The organism is Marinomonas foliarum (assembly GCF_003337275.1).
GTDB classification, from domain to species: Bacteria; Pseudomonadota; Gammaproteobacteria; order Pseudomonadales; family Marinomonadaceae; genus Marinomonas; species Marinomonas foliarum.
In genome coordinates, this window is sequence record NZ_QPJQ01000005.1 from 32,116 (window position 1) to 52,271 (window position 20,156).

The window sequence follows — 20,156 nt, forward strand, 5'->3', positions numbered from 1 at the left end:
CAGCCTGTACTTCATATGCACTTTTCTTTTCTGTGATTGAGGAAAGCAAAAAGAGTTCATATGAGTACTGGCTTAAAAAGAGGTCTTTGGGAGAAGAATTATTTTTAATGAAAAGGAATACGCGTGAGTATTACTACGAAAACTTTCCAGTTCGGTAATGATACCGTAACTCTAGAAACAGGCCGCGTTGCTCGTCAAGCAACAGGTGCTGTTCTTTGTACAATTGGTGATGCACAAGTACTTGCTACTGTTGTGGGTGCTAAATCAGCTAAACCTGGTCAAGACTTTTTCCCATTGTCTGTTCATTATCAAGAGCGTGCTTACGCTGTTGGTAAAATTCCAGGTGGTTTCTTAAAACGTGAAGGTCGTCCATCTGAAAAAGAGACGCTAACTTCTCGTTTGATCGACCGTCCAATTCGTCCATTGTTTCCTAAAGGATTCATGAACGAAGTGCAGGTTGTTTGTACGGTTATGTCTACTAACACTAATCTAGACGCTGACATTGCGGCTATGTTGGCAACATCTGCAGCATTGACTATTTCTGGTATTCCATTTAATGGTCCTATCGGTGCTGCTCGCGTAGGTTTTAACGACGAGTCTGGTTACGTTCTTAACCCAAGCTATTCTGATCTAGATGGTTCTTTGCTAGACATGGTTGTAGCGGGTACTAAAGACGCAGTATTGATGGTGGAGTCAGAAGCGCAAGAGCTTACTGAAGACGAAATGCTAGGTGCTGTTCTTTACGCTCATAAAGAAATGCAATCTGCTATCTCTGCTATTACTGAATTTGCAGCTGAGTGCGCTAAGCCTCGCTGGGATTGGGTTGCAGATGCGGCAAACGTTTCTTTGACTGATGCTCTTCAGTCTGGTTATGCCGCTCAAATCGAAGATGCATACGGAATCAGTGAAAAAATGGCTCGTTACGCTCAACTCGGTGTTGTTCGTGATGCGGCTGTTGCTGCGCTAGTTACTGAAGAAGGTGAGTTCTCAGAAGCGGATGTTACTGGTGCTTTCTCTAAACTAGAAAAACGCATTGTTCGTCGTCGTGTAATTGATGGTAAGCCTCGTATTGATGGTCGTGACAACAAAACGGTTCGTCCAATTGATGTTGAAGTGGGTTTGCTAAGCAAAACTCACGGCTCTGCTTTGTTTACACGTGGCGAAACTCAGGCAATTGCAACTTGTACTCTAGGTACTAGCCGTGATTCACAAATGACTGATGGTTTGACTGGCGAAAGCAAAGATAGCTTCATGCTTCATTACAACTTCCCTCCTTACTCTGTAGGTGAGTGTGGTCGTATGGGTGGTGTGGGTCGTCGTGAAATTGGTCACGGTCGTCTAGCTCGTCGTGGTGTTCAAGCAGTATTGCCTTCTGAAGATGAATTCCCATACACAATTCGTATCGTGTCTGAGATTACTGAATCTAACGGTTCAAGCTCTATGGCGTCTGTTTGTGGTGCGTCTTTGTCTATGATGGATGCGGGCGTTCCTTTGAAAGCACCAGTTGCAGGTATTGCAATGGGTCTTATCAAAGAAGACGACGGCTTTGCTGTATTGACTGATATCTTGGGTGATGAAGATCACCTTGGCGATATGGACTTTAAAGTAGCGGGTACTGCAGAAGGTATCACTGCGCTTCAAATGGACATCAAAATTGAAGGTATCAACGAAGAAATTATGGATATCGCCTTGAGCCAAGCGCTTGAAGCTCGTACTCATATCCTTCGTGAAATGGCGAAAGTTATCGGTTATGCTCGTCCAGAAGTTTCTCCAAATGCACCTTCTATGGCGACGATCAAAATTGATCCTGAGAAAATTCGTGACGTTATCGGTAAAGGCGGTGCAACAATCCGTTCTATCACTGAACAGACAGGTGCTTCTATCGATCTAGATGACGATGGTACTGTTCGTATCTACGCTGCAGATAAAGCGGCTTCAGATGCAGCCTTGCTTAAGATTCATGAAATCACTGCAGAAGCAGAAGTGGATAAACTTTACAAAGGTAAAGTTGTTCGCCTAGCTGAGTTTGGTGCATTCGTAAATATCTTACCTGGTAAAGACGGCCTAGTTCATATTTCTCAAATCGCTGAAGAGCGTATTCGTGCGGTCTCTGACTTCTTGTCAGAAGGTCAAGACGTGATTGTTAAAGTACTAGACGTTGATGCTCGTGGTCGTATCAAGCTTTCTATGAAAGATGTAACGGAAGAAGAAAAAGCAGCTTACACTGAGTAATTACTAGTGTAAATTGATGTAAAAGGGCGCTATTTATAGCGCCTTTTTTTGTTTTTAATAGTCTGAATAGACTAAAATAACAACCATGTTTTTAATGTTTAAGTTATTTTTTGCCACTATTTATCTCTTAGTAATTCAGAAACTTAGATAAAGGAAAAAGTCATGACGATGAAGGTTGTAGGTTTATTGGCTGCTAGTATGCTTTTGGCTGCTTGTAGCAAAGATGTGGTGAATGCGCCAGTTGCTGCTGTTCCTGATTGTGTTTTTGCGGATGGCTCTAACCAGCCTGCTCCTGACTGGGTGTGTGGTGCACCTGTTGAAGGTGTGGCTTTGTCTGCAGTAGGTTATAGCGAAAAATCAGCGGCTGGACCTAATTACATGAAGCAAATGGCTTCGACGGCGGCGCGTGTTGAGTTGGCACAAGTGCTTAGTGTTGATTTGCAAAATATGGTTAAGCAGTATGTCGAGACAACGGGCGCTGGCGATGCTGAAACCGTTGACCGTGTGAATAGTGTGGTAACAAAGCAAGTAACTGAGCAAAAGCTGATTGGTTCAAAGGTGGTTCGTCAGATGCCTACGCCTAGCGGTGGTTTGGTTGTTTTGGTAGGTCTAGATCCGGATCAAGCAGGAAAAGTAGCGCAAGATATTTTGCGTACTTCTATGAAAAATGAAGCAGCTTTATTTCAGAAATTAGAAGCTGAAAAGAGTTTTGATGAATTAGCCTCTGAAATCGCTAAACGACGTGCCAATTAAATGAGTAAAGATGGGAGGCAGGCTATATTGCCGCCCATCGTTTTCTAGAATAGGTGTTAAGCATTTTCGTCTTCGTCAAAGATTGGCGTAGGTTTCTTATTGCTGTCTACTGCTACAAAGTTAAAATGCCCTGTGACGGCTTTTGTTCGTTTGTCGCTGTCGAGTTGCTCAAGAAAAATAGACACTTCTACTTTTAATGATGTTCTGCCAACATGAACTACGCGAGCGATAAGTTCAACTAAAATGCCTGAGGGGATTGGTTGTTTAAAATCGACTTGTTCTGTTGAAATGGTAACCATGGTTTTTCTTGAAAACCGAGTTGCTGCAATGTAGGCAACTTCGTCCATCCATTGTAAAGCGATACCACCAAATAATGTGTCGTAGTGGTTTGTTGTGCCAGGGAAAACCATTTTCGCCACACGTGTTTCTGAAATTTCTTCTCGTTTTTGGATGAGTAGCTTGTTCATGTTAATAAAACCTTTTTGTTCTAACATTCTGTTGCTTGCTATTATACTCGTTGTTGTTAGTGGTTGTGATACTCGCTTTAAAGCTGAAACCGTTTTGAGTGAATATATAGCAGATTTAAATCGTTCTCAGTCGCTGTCCGTCTCTTCTCCTGCGATTGTCATGCCAAAAAGCTTTCCTTCACCGCGTTATCGACAGCAAACTTTAAGCCAGTTCGATATTGGTTTATTGGATTTTCTTTCACTTCAGAAATGTGATGTGGGCGCTGTTGCTGGAAGAAAAAACAGTATTCTTGGCAAGGTAATGCCTGACAGTCAGCGATTTTTATACGAATTAGATATTATTCGTGCAATTGAGTCATGCGACATTAAGAATGATTCATTGTCTGAGGAGTTGCATCAAGTTGCCCAGACGAAGCGGCTTGAATTGCCTAAAGCGTTTGGGAATGCGGTTTTTAATGGTGCAGAAAGTGATGCATTTTTTAGTTTGTCGAATGGTTATCTGCCACTTAACTACTCTACGGCTGAGCAGCAAGAATTACTTAATTCACTGAATAGGTTGGTGGTTATTGGTGGCAATTTACAAAGTTTACCTATTGTCGATGCGGGTACTTTCGAAGACGATCTGAAAGTCTTAATGGACAGTGAGTACGCTGGCCGTTTGTTGTACTCTTTAGCTCGAATAAGGGAGTATTTGGACCTTGTCGCAAAAAATGTACAGGCTTTAAATGGAGGTGTTTGCGGTGCGCCAATGACATTTCTACAGCAGCAATTTGAGGCGCACTATGTGAAAAAAATTCAGCCTTATATGGGGCGTATTAATCGCGGTGCTTATCAGGTTTTACCGTTATTAAATCAATTGTTCGAGGTGAGTCAGCCGCTAAGTTCTGATATGACTGTATTCTCGCGCCAATTTTCTTTGCAGCAACAGGGCAGTGAGTGGCAGCACTATCAGTTGGCTTCTCAGTATCATGCTAAAGAATGGAGTGCATTATTCGAGCGTTGCTCTATTTCTGTTCGGGATCTTTAGATACGAACACTGAGCTGTTGCTCTAAACTTTCAACAGCATCATATTGGTAAGCAGGACCGTTTGCTAAAGGCTCTTGGCTTAATGCTTTTAACAGAGCAATGTTAGCAATTGGGTTCTCACCAATGTTATGAGAAAACTGCATTGGCCGTGTTAGTGCATGAGGTTGATGAAAACTTAATTCATCGTCCGTGTTCATGATAGACGGACCAGGTTGATTAAATAAGCTCATTAATAAGGCAAAATTAGCATTGCCAGATACAGGTTGGCCCGCTTTGCTGCTTTGGGTGACCTGCGTTTCAACAATTTCTCTTATATTCATTTGTATGCCTATTAAACAGTCTTAGATTAGATATCGGCAAAGACGATACTTTCTTAAAGAAAGCAGGCAATTAATTTAGGCTTAGTAGTATTGGGTGGTGATGTTAGGAAAATAGTATGACGTTAAATTTTGCTTAAGTGGCGTAGGAAAACACTATTTTGTATGATTATTCATCACTTTTTTGTTCCATCTATAGCTCAAAGTATTTAAGCGTCGTACTATAATGTAAGTAGATCAATGATAATTTTGGGATCTGGTGCTTCTATATAGAATTAATGAACCGCTTTAATAGATTGCGGTAAGGCATAATGCATGCATGATATTAATGAATTGATCGATAATGTTAGACACAATGAAGAGATAGCACGCAAATTTTTTGAAATTGAGCGCTGTATTCTTTCGATTGGTCGCTGTGATCAGTTTGTTTCGACTCTGACTAAAGAAGTGCAAAAACAATTTAATGTTCCTTATGTTTGGGTGAATTTAATCAACGAGGCCCCTTTGTCTCATCTAATTGAGAGTCTAGAAAAAATGCCAGATCTTCGTGATAGGGTATTGTTTACAAGACGTCGTTCAATGATTGATATCATTAAATCCAGTAATAAGACGGTTTTGGTTAATACAAATTTAAGTCGCTGCTGGGAGATTATTCCTTCGGTTTACCGAGATATTATTTCTTCGGTTGCTATTTCACCGTTAACAATTGATGGTGAGCTAGTGGGGTTATTTTGTCAGGCTGATTCGGACAGTACTCGCTACGATGCCACTACAAAAGACACCTTCTTACTTGATCAGTTGGCTATCAAAATTTCCATTTGCCTTAGTAATGTGACAGCAAGAGAAAAGCTTGAATACTTGGCGACTCGAGATCCTTTGACTGGTTTGTTAAACCGCCGACAATTGGAGTTAATGTTAGATCGTGAGTTCGCGCGTTCGAAGATGCAGGAACGTGATTTGACAACTGTGTTCATTGATTGTGATGCTTTTAAGTCGATCAATGATACGTTGGGACATAATTGTGGTGATGAGGTATTAGAATACATTGCCAAACGGTTATTGAAGTATGTGCACAAGCAGGGCTTGGCGTTTCGATTTGCTGGCGATGAATTTGTTTTTGTCATGCCTGGTAAAAGCTATGAGCAGGCTATGCAGATCGCTGAGTCTATCCAAGAATATCTACAATCTAATCCATTAAGGTATAAATCTAACCTTGTACCTATTACTATTAGTTATGGTGGTGCCAGTGTTACATCTGACAGACCAAGTAACTATAAGCATCTGTTAAAGATCGCAGATGAACGTCTCTATGATTATAAAAATAACCGTAAAAGATTGGTGCCGACAAAGGTGTTTAAATTTTTAAACAGGCTTAGATAAAATTGTAATTTTATTACATTTAAGGGTTTGTTTTTTCGGTGTTACGGTATTTTTCACTTCATTTTTGTTGTAAAATTTCAAAAAAATTAAATAGGGTTCGTTTATGTCCCATGCTTTAATCGCCGATCTCGGCGGAACTAACGCGCGTTTTGCTTTGGTTCCTATTCATCAATACGTGCCTCTAGAAGTTAGAGTGCTTCCTTGTGAAAATTACGATAATTTTTTTGATGCTGCGGCAGACTATATAGAAAACTGCAGTATCAGTATGGATAGAATAGACGCTATTGTTTTGGCGATTGCAGGCCCAGTTAATCAGCCTGTGATACAGTTTTCTAATAATCCGTGGAAGTTTACTCGTGATGAAGTGCAGTCCTATTTTGGCGATAATAAAGCAGTTGCCTTATTAAACGATTTTGATGCTGTTGGACATTGCTTAGAAATCCTTACTCCTGAAGATATGGTGGTCATTGGAGAAAGCTCAACAGTCGATCCAAAAGGTGCTTGTTGGGTGGTTGGTGCTGGAACGGGCTTGGGCATATCATGCGTCGTACCTCAAGACAATGGACCTAATATTGTTTTGCCTGGCGAAGGCGGGCATGTTGATTTATCTGCCTGTAATGATGTTGAAGATGATATTTTAAAATTTCTTCGTACGCGCCATAAACGAGTTTCAGCAGAGCGTGTTTTATCTGGCATGGGTCTCGAAAATATATACGAATCATTGGCTCTTCGTGAAGGTATTAAAAAGCGGTTAACCGCGCCTGAAATTGGCGATGCATTAAAGCTTGGTAATGATCCTGTAGCAACCGCTGCTTTAGAACAGTTTTTTGTGTTTTTAGGTCGAGTGATCGGTGACCTTGTGTTATCTGTTGAATCTCGCGGTGGTGTATATATTGCCGGTGGTATTGTGCCTCGCTATTTAAATTCGATTCTTAAAAGTGGTTTCCGTGATGCGATGCAAGATAAAGGTCGCATGAAAGATTTTGTTTCCCCTATTCCGACTTTTGTTGTGATGTCTGAATACCCAGGGCTGATGGGCTGTGCATGTTACGCGTCTCATCTTGTGTCGAAAGCCTAGATTTAGTTGGAGAGTAAAGAATGAAGGCCAGTTTGAAAGCCTGTGATGTTGTGATTTTTGGTGGTGGTGGCGATCTTGCAATGCGTAAGTTGTTACCAGCTTTATACCATTTAGATATGGATGGTTTGCTTGCTCCAACAACACGAATTATTGGTGCTTCTAGAAGAGAAGTAGCAACAGAAGATTATCAAGCCAAAATTCGTACGGCACTTGATGAATTTGTGCCTTCAAGTATAGGTGACAGCAAAACATGGGAGCGTTTTAAAAAGCGTTTGAGTTATGTTTCTGTTGATGCACAGCAAGAAGCTGACTTCGCTCGATTGAATGAGCACCAAGTAGGAGGTGATGATCGTGATGTTGTATTTTATCTTGCGACTTCTCCTGATCTATTTGGTTCTATTTGTTCTTCATTGGCGACGCATGGCTTAAACGCAGATCGTATGCGTGTGGTTCTAGAAAAACCACTTGGTCGTGATCTTGTTTCTTCTCGTGCCATTAATGATGAGGTGATGAAAAACTTTACGGAACAGCAAGCGTTTCGTATCGATCACTATCTAGGTAAAGAAACGGTACAAAACCTGTTGGCGATCCGTTTTGGTAACACACTTTTCGAACCACTATGGGATAGTGCTCATATAGATAACGTACAGATTACTGTATCTGAAACGGTCGGAGTGGAAGGTCGCTGGGGGTACTATGATAATGCTGGCGCCATGCGTGATATGGTGCAAAATCATTTGATCCAGCTGTTATGTTTGGTGGCAATGGAGCCTCCAGGTCGAATGGATGCTGACTCCGTACGTGATGAAAAAATCAAAGTGTTAAAGGCGCTGCGTCCAATCGCGGGTGCAAATGCTTATACCAAGACTGTTCGTGGTCAATATGCCAAAGGCATGATTAAAGGTAAGGATGTTCAAGGTTACTTTGATGAAGAAGGTAGTAATCCGAATTCAAGAACGGAAACCTTTGTTGCTTTGCGTGCAGATATTGATAACTGGCGTTGGGCTGGTGTGCCATTTTACTTGAGAACGGGTAAGCGTCTTGGTCAGCGTTATTCTGAGATTGTTATCCAGTATAAAGCGGTGCCACATAGTATTTTTAGTGACGAGAGCAATCGTCAGCTCCAGCGCAATCAGTTGATTATTCGTCTTCAGCCAGAAGAAAAAATATCTTTGACTGTTATGAATAAAGTGCCTGGCGCTAGTGAAGGGATGAACCTTCAGCCTGTCGATTTAAACTTGAGTTTGACAGAAGCCTTTAATGATAAGCGAAGCCCAGAAGCGTATGAGCGTTTATTGTTGGATGTGATGCGCAATGATGCAACCTTGTTTATGCGCTACGATGAAGTAGAGGCTGCTTGGAAGTGGGTAGATGGTATTATGTCTGCTTGGAGCCAAACTAGTGAGCGTCCAAAAGAGTACGCTTCTGGTTCATGGGGGCCTGCAGCATCCATGGCTCTGCCTATAAAAGACGGCCGTAATTGGCACGACTATTAGTCCTTAAACAAAGAAGTCTTAAAAAAGGAAAATCTCAATGATCACTTCTTATACTGCTGAGCAGGTAATGACTGCTACTCCGGTTGTTCCTGTTATTGTTGTTGATGACGTAGAGCAAGCTGTTGCTTTAGGTAAAGCGCTTGTGGCTGGCGGAGTGCCTGTTTTAGAGGTTACTTTGCGCACGCCTGCTGCCTTGGAAGCGATTACAGCGCTTCGCAAGGAAGTGCCTGATGCGATTGTTGGAGCTGGAACGGTTTGTTCTCGTGCACAATATATTCAAGCAATTGAAGCTGGCTCACAATTTATTATCAGCCCAGGAATGACAGCTGACCTATTGGCTGTTGGTAAAGAGTACGATGTGCCTTACTTGCCTGCTGTTGCGACTATTTCTGATATTTTGCTGGGAATGGAGCACGGTTATGATCGCTTCAAGTTTTTCCCGGCAGAAGTGAATGGTGGTGTTAAAGCGCTGAAAGCATTTGGCGGTCCATTACCACAAATCAAATTCTGCCCAACAGGTGGGATTGGTGCTGATAACTTTCGTGAATATTTGGCCTTGCCAAATGTGCTTTGTGTGGGTGGTTCGTGGATTGTTCCAACCGATTTGGTTCGTGCTGGTAAGTGGGACGAAATTACAGAATTGGCAAAATCTGTAAGTCTGTAGTGAATAGAATTTGCTCTTTGATTGGGTAAATTAAAAAAGGGAAATAGCATGTATGCTATTTCCCTTTTTTTGTTTCACTTTTTTCTACTTAGAGATTTTCTTCTGCAAATTCTGCAAGTCGACTGCGTTCAATGCCATTGACATGCATTATGCTTGAGTATTTGAAAGATTTTGTTTTTTCAACCAAATAGGTTAAACCTGATGTGAGAGGGGTGATGTACTTGTTGTCTATCTGTGCCAAATTGCCTAAGACGATAATTTTTGAATTGCTACCAACCCTTGTCACGATAGATTTAAGTTGGAATTGTGTTAATCCCTGAGCTTCGTCAATAATAATTAAGGCGTTATTGAAAGATCGCCCTCTCATAAAGTTCAATGATTTGAACTGAATATTGGCTTTTTGTTTTACGTAGTCGATGCTGCTAAAAGAGTGTTCGTCAGCACCATGAAGAATTTCTAGGTTGTCATCGAAAGCGGCTAACCAGGGTGCCATTTTTTCTTCTTCAGTACCTGGTAGGAAGCCAATGTCCTCAGCCATTGGCGGTGTTGATCTTGCCACAATGATCTTGTTAAAGCGTTTTTCTTCCATGGTAACTTGCAGGCCATAAGCTAGAGCCAGTAGGGTCTTACCGGAGCCTGCTGGGCCTGTCATTACCATTAAGTCTGAGTTGTCGTGGCGTAGTAAGTAAAACGCCATGGCTTGCTCTAGGTTGCGTGGGTGAATCCCCCAAAAGTTCTGATTCATCAAATGTTGTTTATTTACATCAAGCAAATAGACAAACTCTTGATCGAGGTTTACCACAAAGCCAATGAAGTCCTCATCATCAATAACGAACATATTGATGTAAAGGTTGGGGAGTCGGCTTTTATTTATCACGTGGACCGTATGGCGACCGTGTGATTCAGTTTTGACACTATCAATGGTCGACCAAAAGCTTCCTGTAAATTGAATATAACCTTTGGTCATTAAATCTAAGTCATCTAAAACACGATCTTTTCTGTAATCTTCAACTCGCTCTAGGCCGGAGCCTTTTGCTTTAATGCGCATATTAATGTCTTTAGTTACCAAACAAACCGAGGAGCGTGGGTGTGTCGCTTGTAAGCTTAAGCCAACATTAATAATGCGATTATCATTTGCGTGGTCATGGTTCCCATTTAGGAAAGGGATGTTATCGGTTAATGTAATTTGCTGATCAGGGTAGATCGCCAGAGAACCTTCTGTACGCGTATTTTGATCCTTGTCTATATCGTTACTAACGACACGGATTGGAACGCCTGCTTGTAATTCACGAGGGGAAGCATCACCGACTATTTTATCTATCGTGTTGATGGCTACTCGCGCCTCACGGCTGACGTCTTTGTCTCTTCTGTCTTTAATTACGTCTAATTCTTCTAAAACTGTCATTGGGATGACGACTTTATGTTCAGCGAAAGCATAAATTGCCAAGGGGTCGTGCAATAGCACGTTGGTGTCAAGAACGTATATTTTTTCCATAGAGTATTACTCCTGTAATGAACATGAAGTTTTCTTTTGAAAGTGTGTTTAAACGTACAAAACAATCGGTGCTTAGCGTTTTTTGTGATGCTGAACTTTTATAGGGGGTGGATATTGGAGTTGTGTGGGGTGTCTGACTAGAGTGGTGATCTGTCAGTGAGGTAGGGGGTGTTTTATGATCTGGATTATGGTTTTGTAGCAAGCTAAACCTCACTGTCTTTATCCATACTCTAATTAGAGTGTATGACAGTTTTGTTGCGTATGCTTGTTCTAATTGGTATTTTTTACATTTTTTGGTTATAAAAAAACCGCTGTTTATGGCAGCGGTTTTTTTTATAGCCAATCGTATCATTCGTCCAAGAAGCTTCTTAGGTGCTCTGAACGGCTAGGGTGACGCAGTTTACGTAATGCTTTTGCTTCGATTTGACGAATACGTTCACGAGTAACGTCAAATTGCTTACCGACCTCTTCAAGGGTGTGGTCAGTGTTCATGTCAATTCCGAAGCGCATACGTAGAACTTTGGCTTCGCGGGCAGTTAAGCCAGCAAGTACCATTGTTGTGGATTCACGCAAGCCCTCGATAGTCGCTATATCAATAGGAGATTCAGCGCCATCGTCTTCAATGAAATCGCCTAGGTGAGAATCTTCATCATCACCAATTGGTGTTTCCATTGAGATTGGTTCTTTAGCAATCTTCAGTACTTTGCGAATTTTGTCTTCTGGCATATCCATGCGAGCTGCCAATTCTTCTGGCGTTGCTTCGCGTCCCATTTCCTGAAGCATCTGACGAGAGATGCGATTAAGTTTATTAATCGTTTCAATCATATGCACAGGAATTCGGATGGTACGAGCCTGATCGGCAATTGAGCGAGTGATTGCCTGACGAATCCACCATGTAGCGTAAGTTGAGAACTTATAACCACGACGGTATTCAAATTTATCAACCGCTTTCATTAGGCCAATGTTACCTTCCTGGATCAAATCCAAGAATTGTAGGCCGCGGTTAGTGTATTTCTTCGCTATAGAGATAACCAAGCGTAAGTTGGCTTCAACCATTTCTTTTTTCGCACGACGAGCACGAGTCTCGCCAATAGAAATGCGACGGTTAATTTCTTTTAGCTCGGCAATAGTTAACCCTGTTTCTTTAGTCACTGCGCGAAGTTTGCGTTGGCTGCGCATAAACTCAGCTTCGTTTTCTTCTAGAGTGGCAGCGTAATCTGCACCCGTTGCAATTTGTTCTTTAAGCCAATCTGGATTGGTTTCATTGCTTGGGAAGCGTTTCAAGAATTCTGTTCTTGGCATACCTGCTTTACGGACACACACTTGCATGATTAAGCGTTCTTGGTCGCGTACTTTTTCCATACGCGAACGAACACGATCAATTAAATCATCAAACAGCTTAGGTACAAGCTTGATAGGAGCAAAGCTGATGCTTAATTCTTCTTGCTTGCTCTTTACCGCTGGATCTTGTCTATTGCTATTTTCTAGCAAGACTTTTAGCTCTTCGTAAATGCGTGAAATATCATTGAAGCGCAGTGCTGTTTCTTCAGGATCAGGACCGTTATCGGTTTCTTCTTCGCTGTCTTCGGAATCGTCATCATCGTCATCAGTGTCAACCGAATCCTCTTCGACCGCAGGTTCTTCCGTTACGACTTCCTCGAAAACAGGCTCTTCACCATCACCGTCAATAAAGCCGCTGAATATATCGCTTAGACGGCCTTCTTCTTCCTGTACTTTTGTGTAAGCATCTAGTAGTACGTCTACCGCACCAGGGAAGTAAGAGATAGCCGCCATGACTTCGCGGGTACCTTCTTCGATACGCTTTGCAATGGCTATTTCGCCTGCGCGTGTCAATAGCTCAACGGTGCCCATTTCACGCATATACATACGCACTGGGTCGGTTGTTCTGGTGATATCACCTTCTACTGCCGCTAACGCTGCCGCAGCTTCTTCAGCTGCTGCTTCGTCTGTAGCGTCACCTTCTTCCATAAGAAGGTTATCTTTATCGGGAGCAACTTCAGAAACCGTAATGCCCATGTCGTTGATCATGGCAATAATTTCTTCTACTTGCTCCGGGTCTGAAAGGTCATCAGGTAGGTGGTCGTTAACTTCTGAGAAAGTTAGGTAACCTTGTTCTTTACCCTTGGAGATCAGCTCTTTGAGACGTGACTGTTGAGTGTCTGGCATTCGACAACCTATCGTTAGAAATTCATTTGGGAGTTTAGCAAGCCGCGGATTATAACAAAATCAATCACTTTTATCCACCAAATCCTTCTTTTTTTGAATGAAAAGTAAGCAACCTTTAAGATTTTTTTTGCCTAATCAGATCCATCAAATTTCGCAGTTCTTGCTGACTGTTAATATCCTTTATGGATTCATTCCCCCTATTTTTCAACCGTGCAATGCTGCTATTTAATCCAAGATTTTTTTCCAGTGCAAGGATCATATCAAGCACTTCTTGCTTTGCGTTGGTTATTTTTTGCTTTGTAGTGGCATCTTTGTGGTTTAATAGTGCGTAAATAGAAGAAATAGCGAATGAATCTGTCATTTCACCCAAAAGATTTCCGGTGTTTTTTGTTGGATGTTTAGTGAAAAAACGCCAAATTTTACAAAAAACTTGTAACTCTTCGTTTGCTTGGTTGATTAAGGGGTCTGGTACATCAATTTCTTTGGCAATGTGCGGGTGCAACAAAAGGCACAGAGTAGCTTGTTTAATTTGACTTAAACTAGGTGCTGCTGGCGGTAATGCGGGCTCATCATTATAAAACTTACCTTTGGAAAAAGGCTTTTTACTAAATGGTTTTTTGAACGAGCCTTTAGGATTTGATTGAGCTGGTGGCGTGGGGTGATCCACGTGGTGGTAGTCATCATACCCACTATGAGGTGGCTCATAGTCGTAATGGCTTAAATCAGGGAGATCTTCATTGTAGCTTTGAGTTGGCGGCGTATGACTCTGTTGCGTAGTCTCATGAGCTTCTGGTGCGGCGGTATACTGGCGTCGAGCTTTAAAAACAGTATTGCTCAATGTTTCGCTGTCGATGCCAGATTGATCACTTAATTGGCGAATCAATACTGAGCGAAAGGTTAGCTCTTTCGGGATATCTCTAATCATTTCCATGGCGTTGCGGGCAAATTGTGCTTCGCCTTCTTCGTCGCCAAGGGTTACCTGATTTCGGGCGTGATCAAATAGAACATGAGAAAGAGAGGATGCGTCTTCTAGGCGGTGGTTGAAGGCTTCTTTGCCCTCCTTTCTGACAAGCGAATCGGGATCTTCACCTTCAGGTAAGAATAAAAATCGTACTTGTTTTTCATCTTGCATCACTGGAAGGGAGGCTTCTAAACCGCGAATCGCTGCGGCACGACCCGCTTTATCGCCGTCAAAGCAAAGTACAACTTTGCTGACCAGTTTAAACAGTTTGCGTATGTGTTGGCTGTTGACAGATGTGCCTAGTGTGGCGACTGCATTGGTAATGCCGTGTTGGGCTAGAACGATGACATCCATATAGCCTTCGACCACAATAATTTGGTCTAGTACAGGTGTGTTTTGCTTTGCTTCAAACAAACCGTAAAGTTCTTGGCTTTTTTGAAAAACGGGTGTTTCTGGAGAGTTTAGGTATTTGGGTTTTTCGTCGCCAAATGCGCGTCCACCAAAAGCGATCACTCGACCTCGTGAGTCGCGTATAGGGAAAATGATGCGGTCCCGAAATCGATCATAGTAATGGCCAGGCTGATCCTTTTTCTCGATTAGCATGCCGCCCAAAAATAGTTGTTCTTGGCTTTCAGCGCGGGTGCCGACTTTTTTAAGGAGGTTGTCCCATCCCGGTGGTGCGTACCCTAATCCAAATACTTTGGCGATTTGGCCTGAGAGTCCTCGGTCTTTTGATAAATAGTCGGTGGCCTTTTTCTTGTCAGGGTGCTGAGTTAATTGTTGCTGATAAAACTGTGAGCTTTCAGAAAGGCGTTTAAGTAGCTCTGCGTTTTGCTCATATCTATCTGGTGCGCCTTGTTCTCTCGGAACTTCCATACCAGCGTCTTTGGCGAGGGTTTCTATCGCATCGACAAAGTCCACATGATCGTGTTCCATCACAAATGAAATGGCGTTACCGCCGGCGCCACAGCCAAAGCAGTAATAAAATTGCTTGTTGGGGTTTAAGCTAAAAGAAGGGCTTTTTTCATTATGAAAGGGGCAGAGGGCACTGTAATTTTGCCCAGTTTTTTTTAAGCTAATACGAGACGCAACCACGTCGGTTAAGTCGGTTCGAGCGAGTAGCTCATCTATAAACTGATCAGGAATGCGTCCCGCCATTATATTAGCCTAGTTGTGCTTTTACTTGTTTGCTGATCTGCGCCATGTCGGCACGGCCTTGTACTTGAGGTTTTACGATGGCCATAACCGCGCCCATTTGTTGCATGGAGCTGGCACCCGTTTCTGCGATTGCAGCTTTAACAATCTCACCGACTTCTTCATCAGTCAATGGCGTTGGTAAAAATTCGCTAATGATTTCCATCTCTTCTTTTTCGACTACAGCTAGATCTTCGCGACCACCGTCAATGAACTGTTGGTAGGAGTCTTTGCGCTGCTTGTTCATTTTATCTAATACGGCCAATACGCGCGCATCATCTAGCTCAATGCGTTCATCGACTTCAATTTTTTTACATTCAGCTAGGATGGTTCGAATTACGGTTACACGCTGTTTTTCTTTGGCGCGCATCGCTGTTTTTAGGGTGTCTGAGATGTGTTTTTTTAATTCTGACATGGGATCCTCTTTAAATTCATGGTGCTTTAATTTATTGAGACGGTTGCTCGCGGTGTCATGCAAGGGTCTCTTTGGAAACAAAAAAAACGGCTAGTTGCATAACTAGCCGTTTTTTATAAGCCTAAATGTTAGAAACGTCTAGGCAAACCTTTGTTCTTTAGCAAATTGCCAAACGGCAGATTGGCCTAGTACAAACGTTGGAATTTCTTCTGCTCGCGAGAAACTTTCTTAGCGTGACGTTTAACAGCAGCGGCTGCAGCGCGTTTGCGAAGAGTAGTTGGTTTTTCGTAGCATTCACGACGACGAACTTCAGCCAAAACACCTGCTTTTTCACAAGAGCGTTTGAAGCGACGTAGAGCGATATCAAATGGTTCGTTATCTTTTACTTTTACAGCTGGCATGTTATTACCTTCAATAATATTTTTTTAAAGTTTAAGTATTCACAAAAACGGCGTGAATCATACCCGTATTTATTGGGCTTTCAAAGCGCGCTTTTGTTGAACAGAGTGTGATCCGCTATGGATCGATTTTTCTAGGCTAAAAAAGCCCAACCCTGAACAGACTATTGTCGCGTCTGTAACTGTATTCATTCTTTAAGAGGGTGTTTGGATCGCCATTGCGCTTACATCAGAAGCTATGTGCCAAACTAGAAAAATCACCTGCCTTTTAATTTAAACATTTAAAACGCGCGCATTATAATGCTTTTACTTTGACATGTCTAATTTCATTTGGGTAGTTTGCTAAGGAAGTCGCTCTTTGCTCTGCAATGGTCGAGATAGATAGGGTACAATGCGCTCAAATTATTGATGAGATTATTCTAATGAAAGTATTGGGATTAGAAACCTCTTGTGACGAGACAGGTATTGCGATTTACGATACTGAAAATGGCTTGTTGGCCCACAAGATTTATTCTCAAATAGCGCAGCATGCTGAGTACGGTGGTGTGGTGCCTGAATTAGCGTCTCGTGATCATGTTCGTAAGACCTTGCCTCTTATTGATGAAGTATTACAAGAAGCGGGAATGAAAAAGTCAGAATTGGATGCGATTGCTTATACCAGTGGCCCAGGTTTGGTTGGTGCTTTGATGGCTGGCGCCACAATTGGTCGCTCTTTAGCGTATGCGTTAGGTATTCCTGCTTTGGGTGTGCATCACATGGAAGGTCATCTTTTAGCGCCTATGTTAGAAGAGTCTCAACCAGCGATGCCGTTTATTGCTTTACTGGTTTCTGGTGGGCACACTCAATTGGTTCGAGTGGATGGTATTGGTGAATATCGTTTATTAGGTCAATCACTTGATGATGCCGCTGGTGAGGCCTTTGATAAAGCGGCAAAAATGATAGGTTTACCTTACCCCGGTGGCCCACAGATAGCTGCCTTGGCAAAAAAGGGTGATCCAAAGTCAGGGTTGAAATTCCCTCGCCCTATGACTGATCGCCCAGGCTTGGATTTTAGTTTTAGTGGTTTGAAAACGGCGTTTTTGACGGCCGTTCATGATGCATTGGATAACGATCGTTGTGATGAGCAGTTTAAAGCGGATGCCGCATTAGCGTTTGAAACTGCAGTGGTTGATACCTTGGTAATTAAATGTCGTCGAGCTTTGGAAGCGGAAGGGCTGAAACAACTAATTATTGCCGGTGGCGTAAGTGCAAATCAGCGCTTACGTGAACAGCTTGAAAGCCAGTTGAAAAAAATTAAGGCCAGTGTGTTCTATGCGCGACCAGAATTTTGTACCGATAATGGTGCTATGATCGCTTATGCAGGTGCGCAGCGTTTAGTAAATGGTCAATCTTCGGAATTGAGTTTATCGATACGTGCCCGCTGGCCTTTGTCTGAATTGCCATCTTTAAAGGGATGAGAATATGCAAGATTTAGTGTTTATTGAAGGCCTTAAAGCTCAGGCTGTCATAGGTGTTTATGATTGGGAAAAAAAGATTCAACAAGATTTGGTGTTTGATTTGGAAATGGAGCATGACAATCGTGTTCCTGCCGAAACGGACGATTTGGCTAAGACGTTAGATTACGAGGCCATTTCTAATTACATTTTAACTTTCTGTGCAGAGCGTCAATTTGAATTGATTGAAACCTTGGCAGAGCATTTGGTAGGTGAACTGATCGGGCAGTTCAAGTTAAATGCTGTCACGTTAACTTTGCGTAAGCCTGGTGCCGTCCCAGCAGCACAGGCCGTTGGTGTGAAGATTCACCGGAAGTCCGCTGTAACTTATTAGTTAGTTGTTAAGTTTTAGCTGATAAATGGTGATAGGGTTTTATCGAGCGCATCAGCACGTATTTTTTTAAGTGCTTGTCCAAGCTCGGCACCAACTAGGCCTTGCTTAATTAGACCCGCTGCATTAATTGCAGCAATAGTGTTGCGTAGCAATTGCCAGTCTTCTAGCTTGCTATTGGTTAATAGGCTCAGAACCTCAATTAGTAAGACAAATGGTTGAGGTTTTTTTATTGCGTTAACCGAAATTAACCAGTTTTCCCATGCGACAGAGTCCATAGGTATACGTTGATTTTCTAAAAAAGAACGAGTTTGCTCTGCGAGTACCTTAAACTGGTTAGGGCAGCGAATATGCTGATGCAGTTGAGCTAACTCTGCCAAAGGTGTGTCTTTGCAAAGAATGGCCCAGCGCTGAGCGGGAGTAAGCTCTATTTTGCTTAATATATCGACAAGAGATTGACTGTCTTCCCAAATGAACTCAGAAAAAAGCTTTTCAAGTGCGTTTGCTTCTTTTAATACTGAAAAAAAGGCATTAGAGTTCTGAGTATTTAGCGCTTTTTCCAGTTCTTTCCAAATGCGTTCAGCACTTAAAGAGGAAAGCTCCCCAGATGCGCTTATAGCTTGCATTAACCGCATGGTTTCTGGGGCGATAGAAAAGCCAAAGTGATGAAAGCGAGCGGCAAATCGAGCGACTCTTAATACTCTTAGCGGGTCCTCGATGAAGGCATTTGATACATGACGAAATACTCTATCATGTAAGTCTTTTTGCCCATTAAATGGATCTATTAGTGTGCCGTTTTTATCTTGTGCAATGGCGTTGATAGTCAGATCTCGGCGCTCTAAATCTTCTTCTAGGCTGATGTCAGGCGAAAAATCACAGATGAATCCTGTATAGCCTTCACCTTGTTTTTTTTCTTTGCGGGCAAGGGCATACTCTTCTTTATTCTTTGGGTGTAGAAAAACAGGAAACTGTTTGCCAACTTGCTGGAAACCTTGTTGTTCAAGTTGCTCTGGAATGGCACCTGTGACGACCCAATCGTGGTCGGTTACGGGTAATTCTAATAAGGCGTCGCGAACGGCGCCACCAACGAGATAAACTTGATAGGGTTGTGGCATTATCGGTTAATTGCCTGATTCACATTGATCTGGAAACATGGCGCTCCATTGACTAAAGCCACCATTCAATGAGTAAACTTCTTTAAATCCCTGAGATGCTAGGTATTCCGCTGCACCTTTACTGCTGTTGCCATGGTAGCAGCACACAATAACGGGTTGTGTTTTGTCCGTATTGTCGATGAAGTCTTGTACGTTGTCATTGCTTAGACTTTTTGCATTTGCGATACGGCTTGTTTGGAAGCTAGCCGTATCACGGATATCTACGATAGCTGCATTGTTTTCAATTATTGGGAGGGCGTCTGAAATATCGATACAAGTGTAAGTCATGATTTCTTCCGGTTGATGGTACAAGGTGTGCTAAAGCGTTGCATATCTTCAAGACGTAAAGCTGTTAAACTTCCGCCCCAGACGCAGCCAGTGTCTAAAGCATGGATATGGCTTTTCTGGGTTTCCCCTTCTATTGCAGCCCAATGCCCAAATACAATATGACAACCTTCAGGTAATTTTGTTGGGTAGTTGAACCATGGGGCATAGCCTTTGGAGGCAGTGTCTACGCCTTCTTTAGATTTTAAGTCGAGCTTGCTATTTTCGTCGCAAAAGCGCATCCGAGTGAGATAGTTGGTAATAGCTCGAAGACGATCTAATCCAGTTAATTTATCGTCCCATAAATCAGGTGTATTACCATACATGGTCGCAAAATATTCATCAACACTGTCTGACTGAAGCTTGTTTTCAACTTCTTTGGCTAATGTAAGTGTTTCTGACAAATCCCAGCAAGGGGGGATACCTGCGTGGGTCATAATAGTGTTGAGTTTTGCGTCGTAATGGCATAAAGGTTGGCTGCGTAGCCAATCTATTAATTCATCTCTATCTCTAGCTGTTAGTATTTCCATTAGTGTGTCGCCACGCTTTAATTTGCCATGACCAAACGAAATGGCAAGCAAATGTAAATCATGATTGCCTAAAACAACAGTGGCGTTATCGCCTAATGATTTAATAAACCGTAGTGTTTCAAGTGATTCGTGTCCACGGTTAATTAAGTCTCCCGCAAACCACAGTTTGTCTTGCTCAGGGGAGTAACCAATTTGTTCTAATAACTGCACTAATGGGGTCAGACAACCTTGCAAGTCCCCAATTACATACGTTGCCATAG

At 42.4% G+C, this 20,156-nt stretch carries 19 protein-coding genes; 9 read left to right on the forward strand and 10 right to left on the reverse strand.

Annotated features, from left to right (window positions below):
* Window positions 1-123 precede the first annotated feature (123 nt).
* A complete protein-coding gene (gene pnp, locus DFP77_RS03780; RefSeq protein WP_114410963.1) occupies window positions 124-2,232 on the forward strand; it encodes a polyribonucleotide nucleotidyltransferase in 2,109 nt (702 codons plus the stop codon).
* Window positions 2,233-2,394: 162 nt separating this feature from the next.
* Window positions 2,395-2,985 carry an LPP20 family lipoprotein gene (locus DFP77_RS03785; RefSeq protein WP_114410964.1) on the forward strand — a complete coding sequence of 197 codons (591 nt, stop codon included), beginning with the start codon at window positions 2,395-2,397 and terminating at the stop codon, window positions 2,983-2,985.
* A 56-nt stretch (window positions 2,986-3,041) separates the two neighbouring features.
* Here the strand turns inward: DFP77_RS03785 and DFP77_RS03790 are convergent, their stop codons facing one another.
* Entirely contained in the window at window positions 3,042-3,452 is a 411-nt protein-coding gene (locus DFP77_RS03790; RefSeq protein ID WP_114411069.1) for an acyl-CoA thioesterase, read from the reverse strand.
* Here DFP77_RS03790 and DFP77_RS03795 point away from each other — a divergent pair.
* Window positions 3,451-4,479, forward strand: coding sequence for a DUF3080 family protein (locus DFP77_RS03795; RefSeq protein WP_114410965.1), 1,029 nt, complete (start codon window positions 3,451-3,453; stop codon window positions 4,477-4,479). The genes DFP77_RS03790 and DFP77_RS03795 overlap by 2 nt on opposite strands.
* Here DFP77_RS03795 and DFP77_RS03800 read toward each other — a convergent pair.
* Window positions 4,476-4,799: a hypothetical protein gene (locus DFP77_RS03800; protein ID WP_114410966.1), complete on the reverse strand. Its 324-nt coding sequence runs from the start codon at window positions 4,797-4,799 to the stop codon at window positions 4,476-4,478. The two genes, DFP77_RS03795 and DFP77_RS03800, sit on opposite strands and share 4 nt — an antisense overlap.
* Before the next feature lie 312 nt (window positions 4,800-5,111).
* Between DFP77_RS03800 and DFP77_RS03805 the strand changes: the two genes are divergently transcribed.
* The 4 genes from DFP77_RS03805 to DFP77_RS03820 all read left to right on the forward strand — a co-directional run bounded on the left by DFP77_RS03805 (window position 5,112) and on the right by DFP77_RS03820 (window position 9,414).
* The gene (locus DFP77_RS03805; RefSeq protein ID WP_114410967.1) at window positions 5,112-6,176 is read left to right on the forward strand and encodes a sensor domain-containing diguanylate cyclase; all 1,065 of its coding nucleotides are present in this window, start codon (window positions 5,112-5,114) and stop codon (window positions 6,174-6,176) included.
* Window positions 6,177-6,279: 103 nt separating this feature from the next.
* Window positions 6,280-7,254 carry a glucokinase gene (gene glk / locus DFP77_RS03810; protein WP_114410968.1) on the forward strand — a complete coding sequence of 325 codons (975 nt, stop codon included), beginning with the start codon at window positions 6,280-6,282 and terminating at the stop codon, window positions 7,252-7,254.
* Window positions 7,255-7,274: 20 nt separating this feature from the next.
* Window positions 7,275-8,750: a glucose-6-phosphate dehydrogenase gene (zwf, locus tag DFP77_RS03815; RefSeq protein ID WP_114410969.1), complete on the forward strand. Its 1,476-nt coding sequence runs from the start codon at window positions 7,275-7,277 to the stop codon at window positions 8,748-8,750.
* A gap of 37 nt (window positions 8,751-8,787) precedes the next feature.
* Window positions 8,788-9,414, forward strand: a complete 627-nt coding sequence (locus tag DFP77_RS03820) for a bifunctional 4-hydroxy-2-oxoglutarate aldolase/2-dehydro-3-deoxy-phosphogluconate aldolase (RefSeq protein ID WP_114410970.1) — start codon at window positions 8,788-8,790, stop codon at window positions 9,412-9,414.
* Between the two features lie 88 nt (window positions 9,415-9,502).
* Here DFP77_RS03820 and DFP77_RS03825 read toward each other — a convergent pair whose 3' ends face one another.
* The 5 genes from DFP77_RS03825 to rpsU all read right to left on the reverse strand — a co-directional run bounded on the left by DFP77_RS03825 (window position 9,503) and on the right by rpsU (window position 16,067).
* The gene (locus DFP77_RS03825; protein WP_114410971.1) at window positions 9,503-10,909 is read right to left on the reverse strand and encodes a PhoH family protein; all 1,407 of its coding nucleotides are present in this window, start codon (window positions 10,907-10,909) and stop codon (window positions 9,503-9,505) included.
* Between the two features lie 348 nt (window positions 10,910-11,257).
* On the reverse strand, window positions 11,258-13,096 hold the full coding sequence (rpoD, locus tag DFP77_RS03830; RefSeq protein WP_114410972.1) for an RNA polymerase sigma factor RpoD: 1,839 nt from the start codon (window positions 13,094-13,096) through the stop codon (window positions 11,258-11,260).
* A 115-nt stretch (window positions 13,097-13,211) separates the two neighbouring features.
* Window positions 13,212-15,215: a DNA primase gene (gene dnaG, locus DFP77_RS03835; RefSeq protein ID WP_114410973.1), complete on the reverse strand. Its 2,004-nt coding sequence runs from the start codon at window positions 15,213-15,215 to the stop codon at window positions 13,212-13,214.
* Between the two features lie 4 nt (window positions 15,216-15,219).
* Window positions 15,220-15,666, reverse strand: a complete 447-nt coding sequence (locus DFP77_RS03840) for a GatB/YqeY domain-containing protein (protein ID WP_114410974.1) — start codon at window positions 15,664-15,666, stop codon at window positions 15,220-15,222.
* Between the two features lie 185 nt (window positions 15,667-15,851).
* Entirely contained in the window at window positions 15,852-16,067 is a 216-nt protein-coding gene (gene rpsU, locus DFP77_RS03845) for a 30S ribosomal protein S21 (RefSeq protein WP_009835737.1), read from the reverse strand.
* Window positions 16,068-16,486: 419 nt separating this feature from the next.
* Between rpsU and tsaD the strand changes: the two genes are divergently transcribed.
* Together tsaD and folB are read left to right on the forward strand one after the other, a co-directional pair.
* Complete coding sequence (tsaD, locus tag DFP77_RS03850) at window positions 16,487-17,521, forward strand: tRNA (adenosine(37)-N6)-threonylcarbamoyltransferase complex transferase subunit TsaD (RefSeq protein ID WP_114411070.1); 1,035 nt, start codon at window positions 16,487-16,489, stop codon at window positions 17,519-17,521.
* A gap of 4 nt (window positions 17,522-17,525) precedes the next feature.
* Window positions 17,526-17,891, forward strand: a complete 366-nt coding sequence (gene folB, locus DFP77_RS03855) for a dihydroneopterin aldolase (protein ID WP_114410975.1) — start codon at window positions 17,526-17,528, stop codon at window positions 17,889-17,891.
* A 14-nt stretch (window positions 17,892-17,905) separates the two neighbouring features.
* Here the strand turns inward: folB and DFP77_RS03860 are convergent, their stop codons facing one another.
* From DFP77_RS03860 to DFP77_RS03870, 3 genes are read right to left on the reverse strand one after another with little or no spacing between them, the layout of a single operon-like run.
* The gene (locus DFP77_RS03860; RefSeq protein WP_114410976.1) at window positions 17,906-19,003 is read right to left on the reverse strand and encodes a tRNA nucleotidyltransferase/poly(A) polymerase-related protein; all 1,098 of its coding nucleotides are present in this window, start codon (window positions 19,001-19,003) and stop codon (window positions 17,906-17,908) included.
* 6 nt (window positions 19,004-19,009) lie between these two features.
* On the reverse strand, window positions 19,010-19,330 hold the full coding sequence (gene glpE / locus DFP77_RS03865) for a thiosulfate sulfurtransferase GlpE (protein ID WP_114410977.1): 321 nt from the start codon (window positions 19,328-19,330) through the stop codon (window positions 19,010-19,012).
* Window positions 19,327-20,154, reverse strand: coding sequence for a symmetrical bis(5'-nucleosyl)-tetraphosphatase (locus DFP77_RS03870; RefSeq protein WP_114410978.1), 828 nt, complete (start codon window positions 20,152-20,154; stop codon window positions 19,327-19,329). The genes glpE and DFP77_RS03870 overlap by 4 nt, the downstream gene beginning before the upstream one ends.
* Window positions 20,155-20,156: the final 2 nt, after the last annotated feature.

What these genes read in the sequence shown, in the direction of transcription:
- DFP77_RS03785 (WP_114410964.1), top strand. Translation starts at nt 2,395, where the DNA reads ATGACGATGAAGGTTGTAGGTTTATTGGCTGCTAGTATGCTTTTGGCT.
- DFP77_RS03795 (WP_114410965.1), top strand. Translation starts at nt 3,451, where the DNA reads ATGTTAATAAAACCTTTTTGTTCTAACATTCTGTTGCTTGCTATTATA.
- DFP77_RS03790 (WP_114411069.1), bottom strand. Translation starts at nt 3,452, where the DNA reads ATGAACAAGCTACTCATCCAAAAACGAGAAGAAATTTCAGAAACACGT.
- DFP77_RS03800 (WP_114410966.1), bottom strand. Translation starts at nt 4,799, where the DNA reads ATGAATATAAGAGAAATTGTTGAAACGCAGGTCACCCAAAGCAGCAAA.
- DFP77_RS03805 (WP_114410967.1), top strand. Translation starts at nt 5,112, where the DNA reads ATGCATGATATTAATGAATTGATCGATAATGTTAGACACAATGAAGAG.
- glk (WP_114410968.1), top strand. Translation starts at nt 6,280, where the DNA reads ATGTCCCATGCTTTAATCGCCGATCTCGGCGGAACTAACGCGCGTTTT.
- zwf (WP_114410969.1), top strand. Translation starts at nt 7,275, where the DNA reads ATGAAGGCCAGTTTGAAAGCCTGTGATGTTGTGATTTTTGGTGGTGGT.
- DFP77_RS03820 (WP_114410970.1), top strand. Translation starts at nt 8,788, where the DNA reads ATGATCACTTCTTATACTGCTGAGCAGGTAATGACTGCTACTCCGGTT.
- DFP77_RS03825 (WP_114410971.1), bottom strand. Translation starts at nt 10,909, where the DNA reads ATGGAAAAAATATACGTTCTTGACACCAACGTGCTATTGCACGACCCC.
- rpoD (WP_114410972.1), bottom strand. Translation starts at nt 13,096, where the DNA reads ATGCCAGACACTCAACAGTCACGTCTCAAAGAGCTGATCTCCAAGGGT.
- dnaG (WP_114410973.1), bottom strand. Translation starts at nt 15,215, where the DNA reads ATGGCGGGACGCATTCCTGATCAGTTTATAGATGAGCTACTCGCTCGA.
- DFP77_RS03840 (WP_114410974.1), bottom strand. Translation starts at nt 15,666, where the DNA reads ATGTCAGAATTAAAAAAACACATCTCAGACACCCTAAAAACAGCGATG.
- rpsU (WP_009835737.1), bottom strand. Translation starts at nt 16,067, where the DNA reads ATGCCAGCTGTAAAAGTAAAAGATAACGAACCATTTGATATCGCTCTA.
- tsaD (WP_114411070.1), top strand. Translation starts at nt 16,487, where the DNA reads ATGAAAGTATTGGGATTAGAAACCTCTTGTGACGAGACAGGTATTGCG.
- folB (WP_114410975.1), top strand. Translation starts at nt 17,526, where the DNA reads ATGCAAGATTTAGTGTTTATTGAAGGCCTTAAAGCTCAGGCTGTCATA.
- DFP77_RS03860 (WP_114410976.1), bottom strand. Translation starts at nt 19,003, where the DNA reads ATGCCACAACCCTATCAAGTTTATCTCGTTGGTGGCGCCGTTCGCGAC.
- glpE (WP_114410977.1), bottom strand. Translation starts at nt 19,330, where the DNA reads ATGACTTACACTTGTATCGATATTTCAGACGCCCTCCCAATAATTGAA.
- DFP77_RS03870 (WP_114410978.1), bottom strand. Translation starts at nt 20,154, where the DNA reads ATGGCAACGTATGTAATTGGGGACTTGCAAGGTTGTCTGACCCCATTA.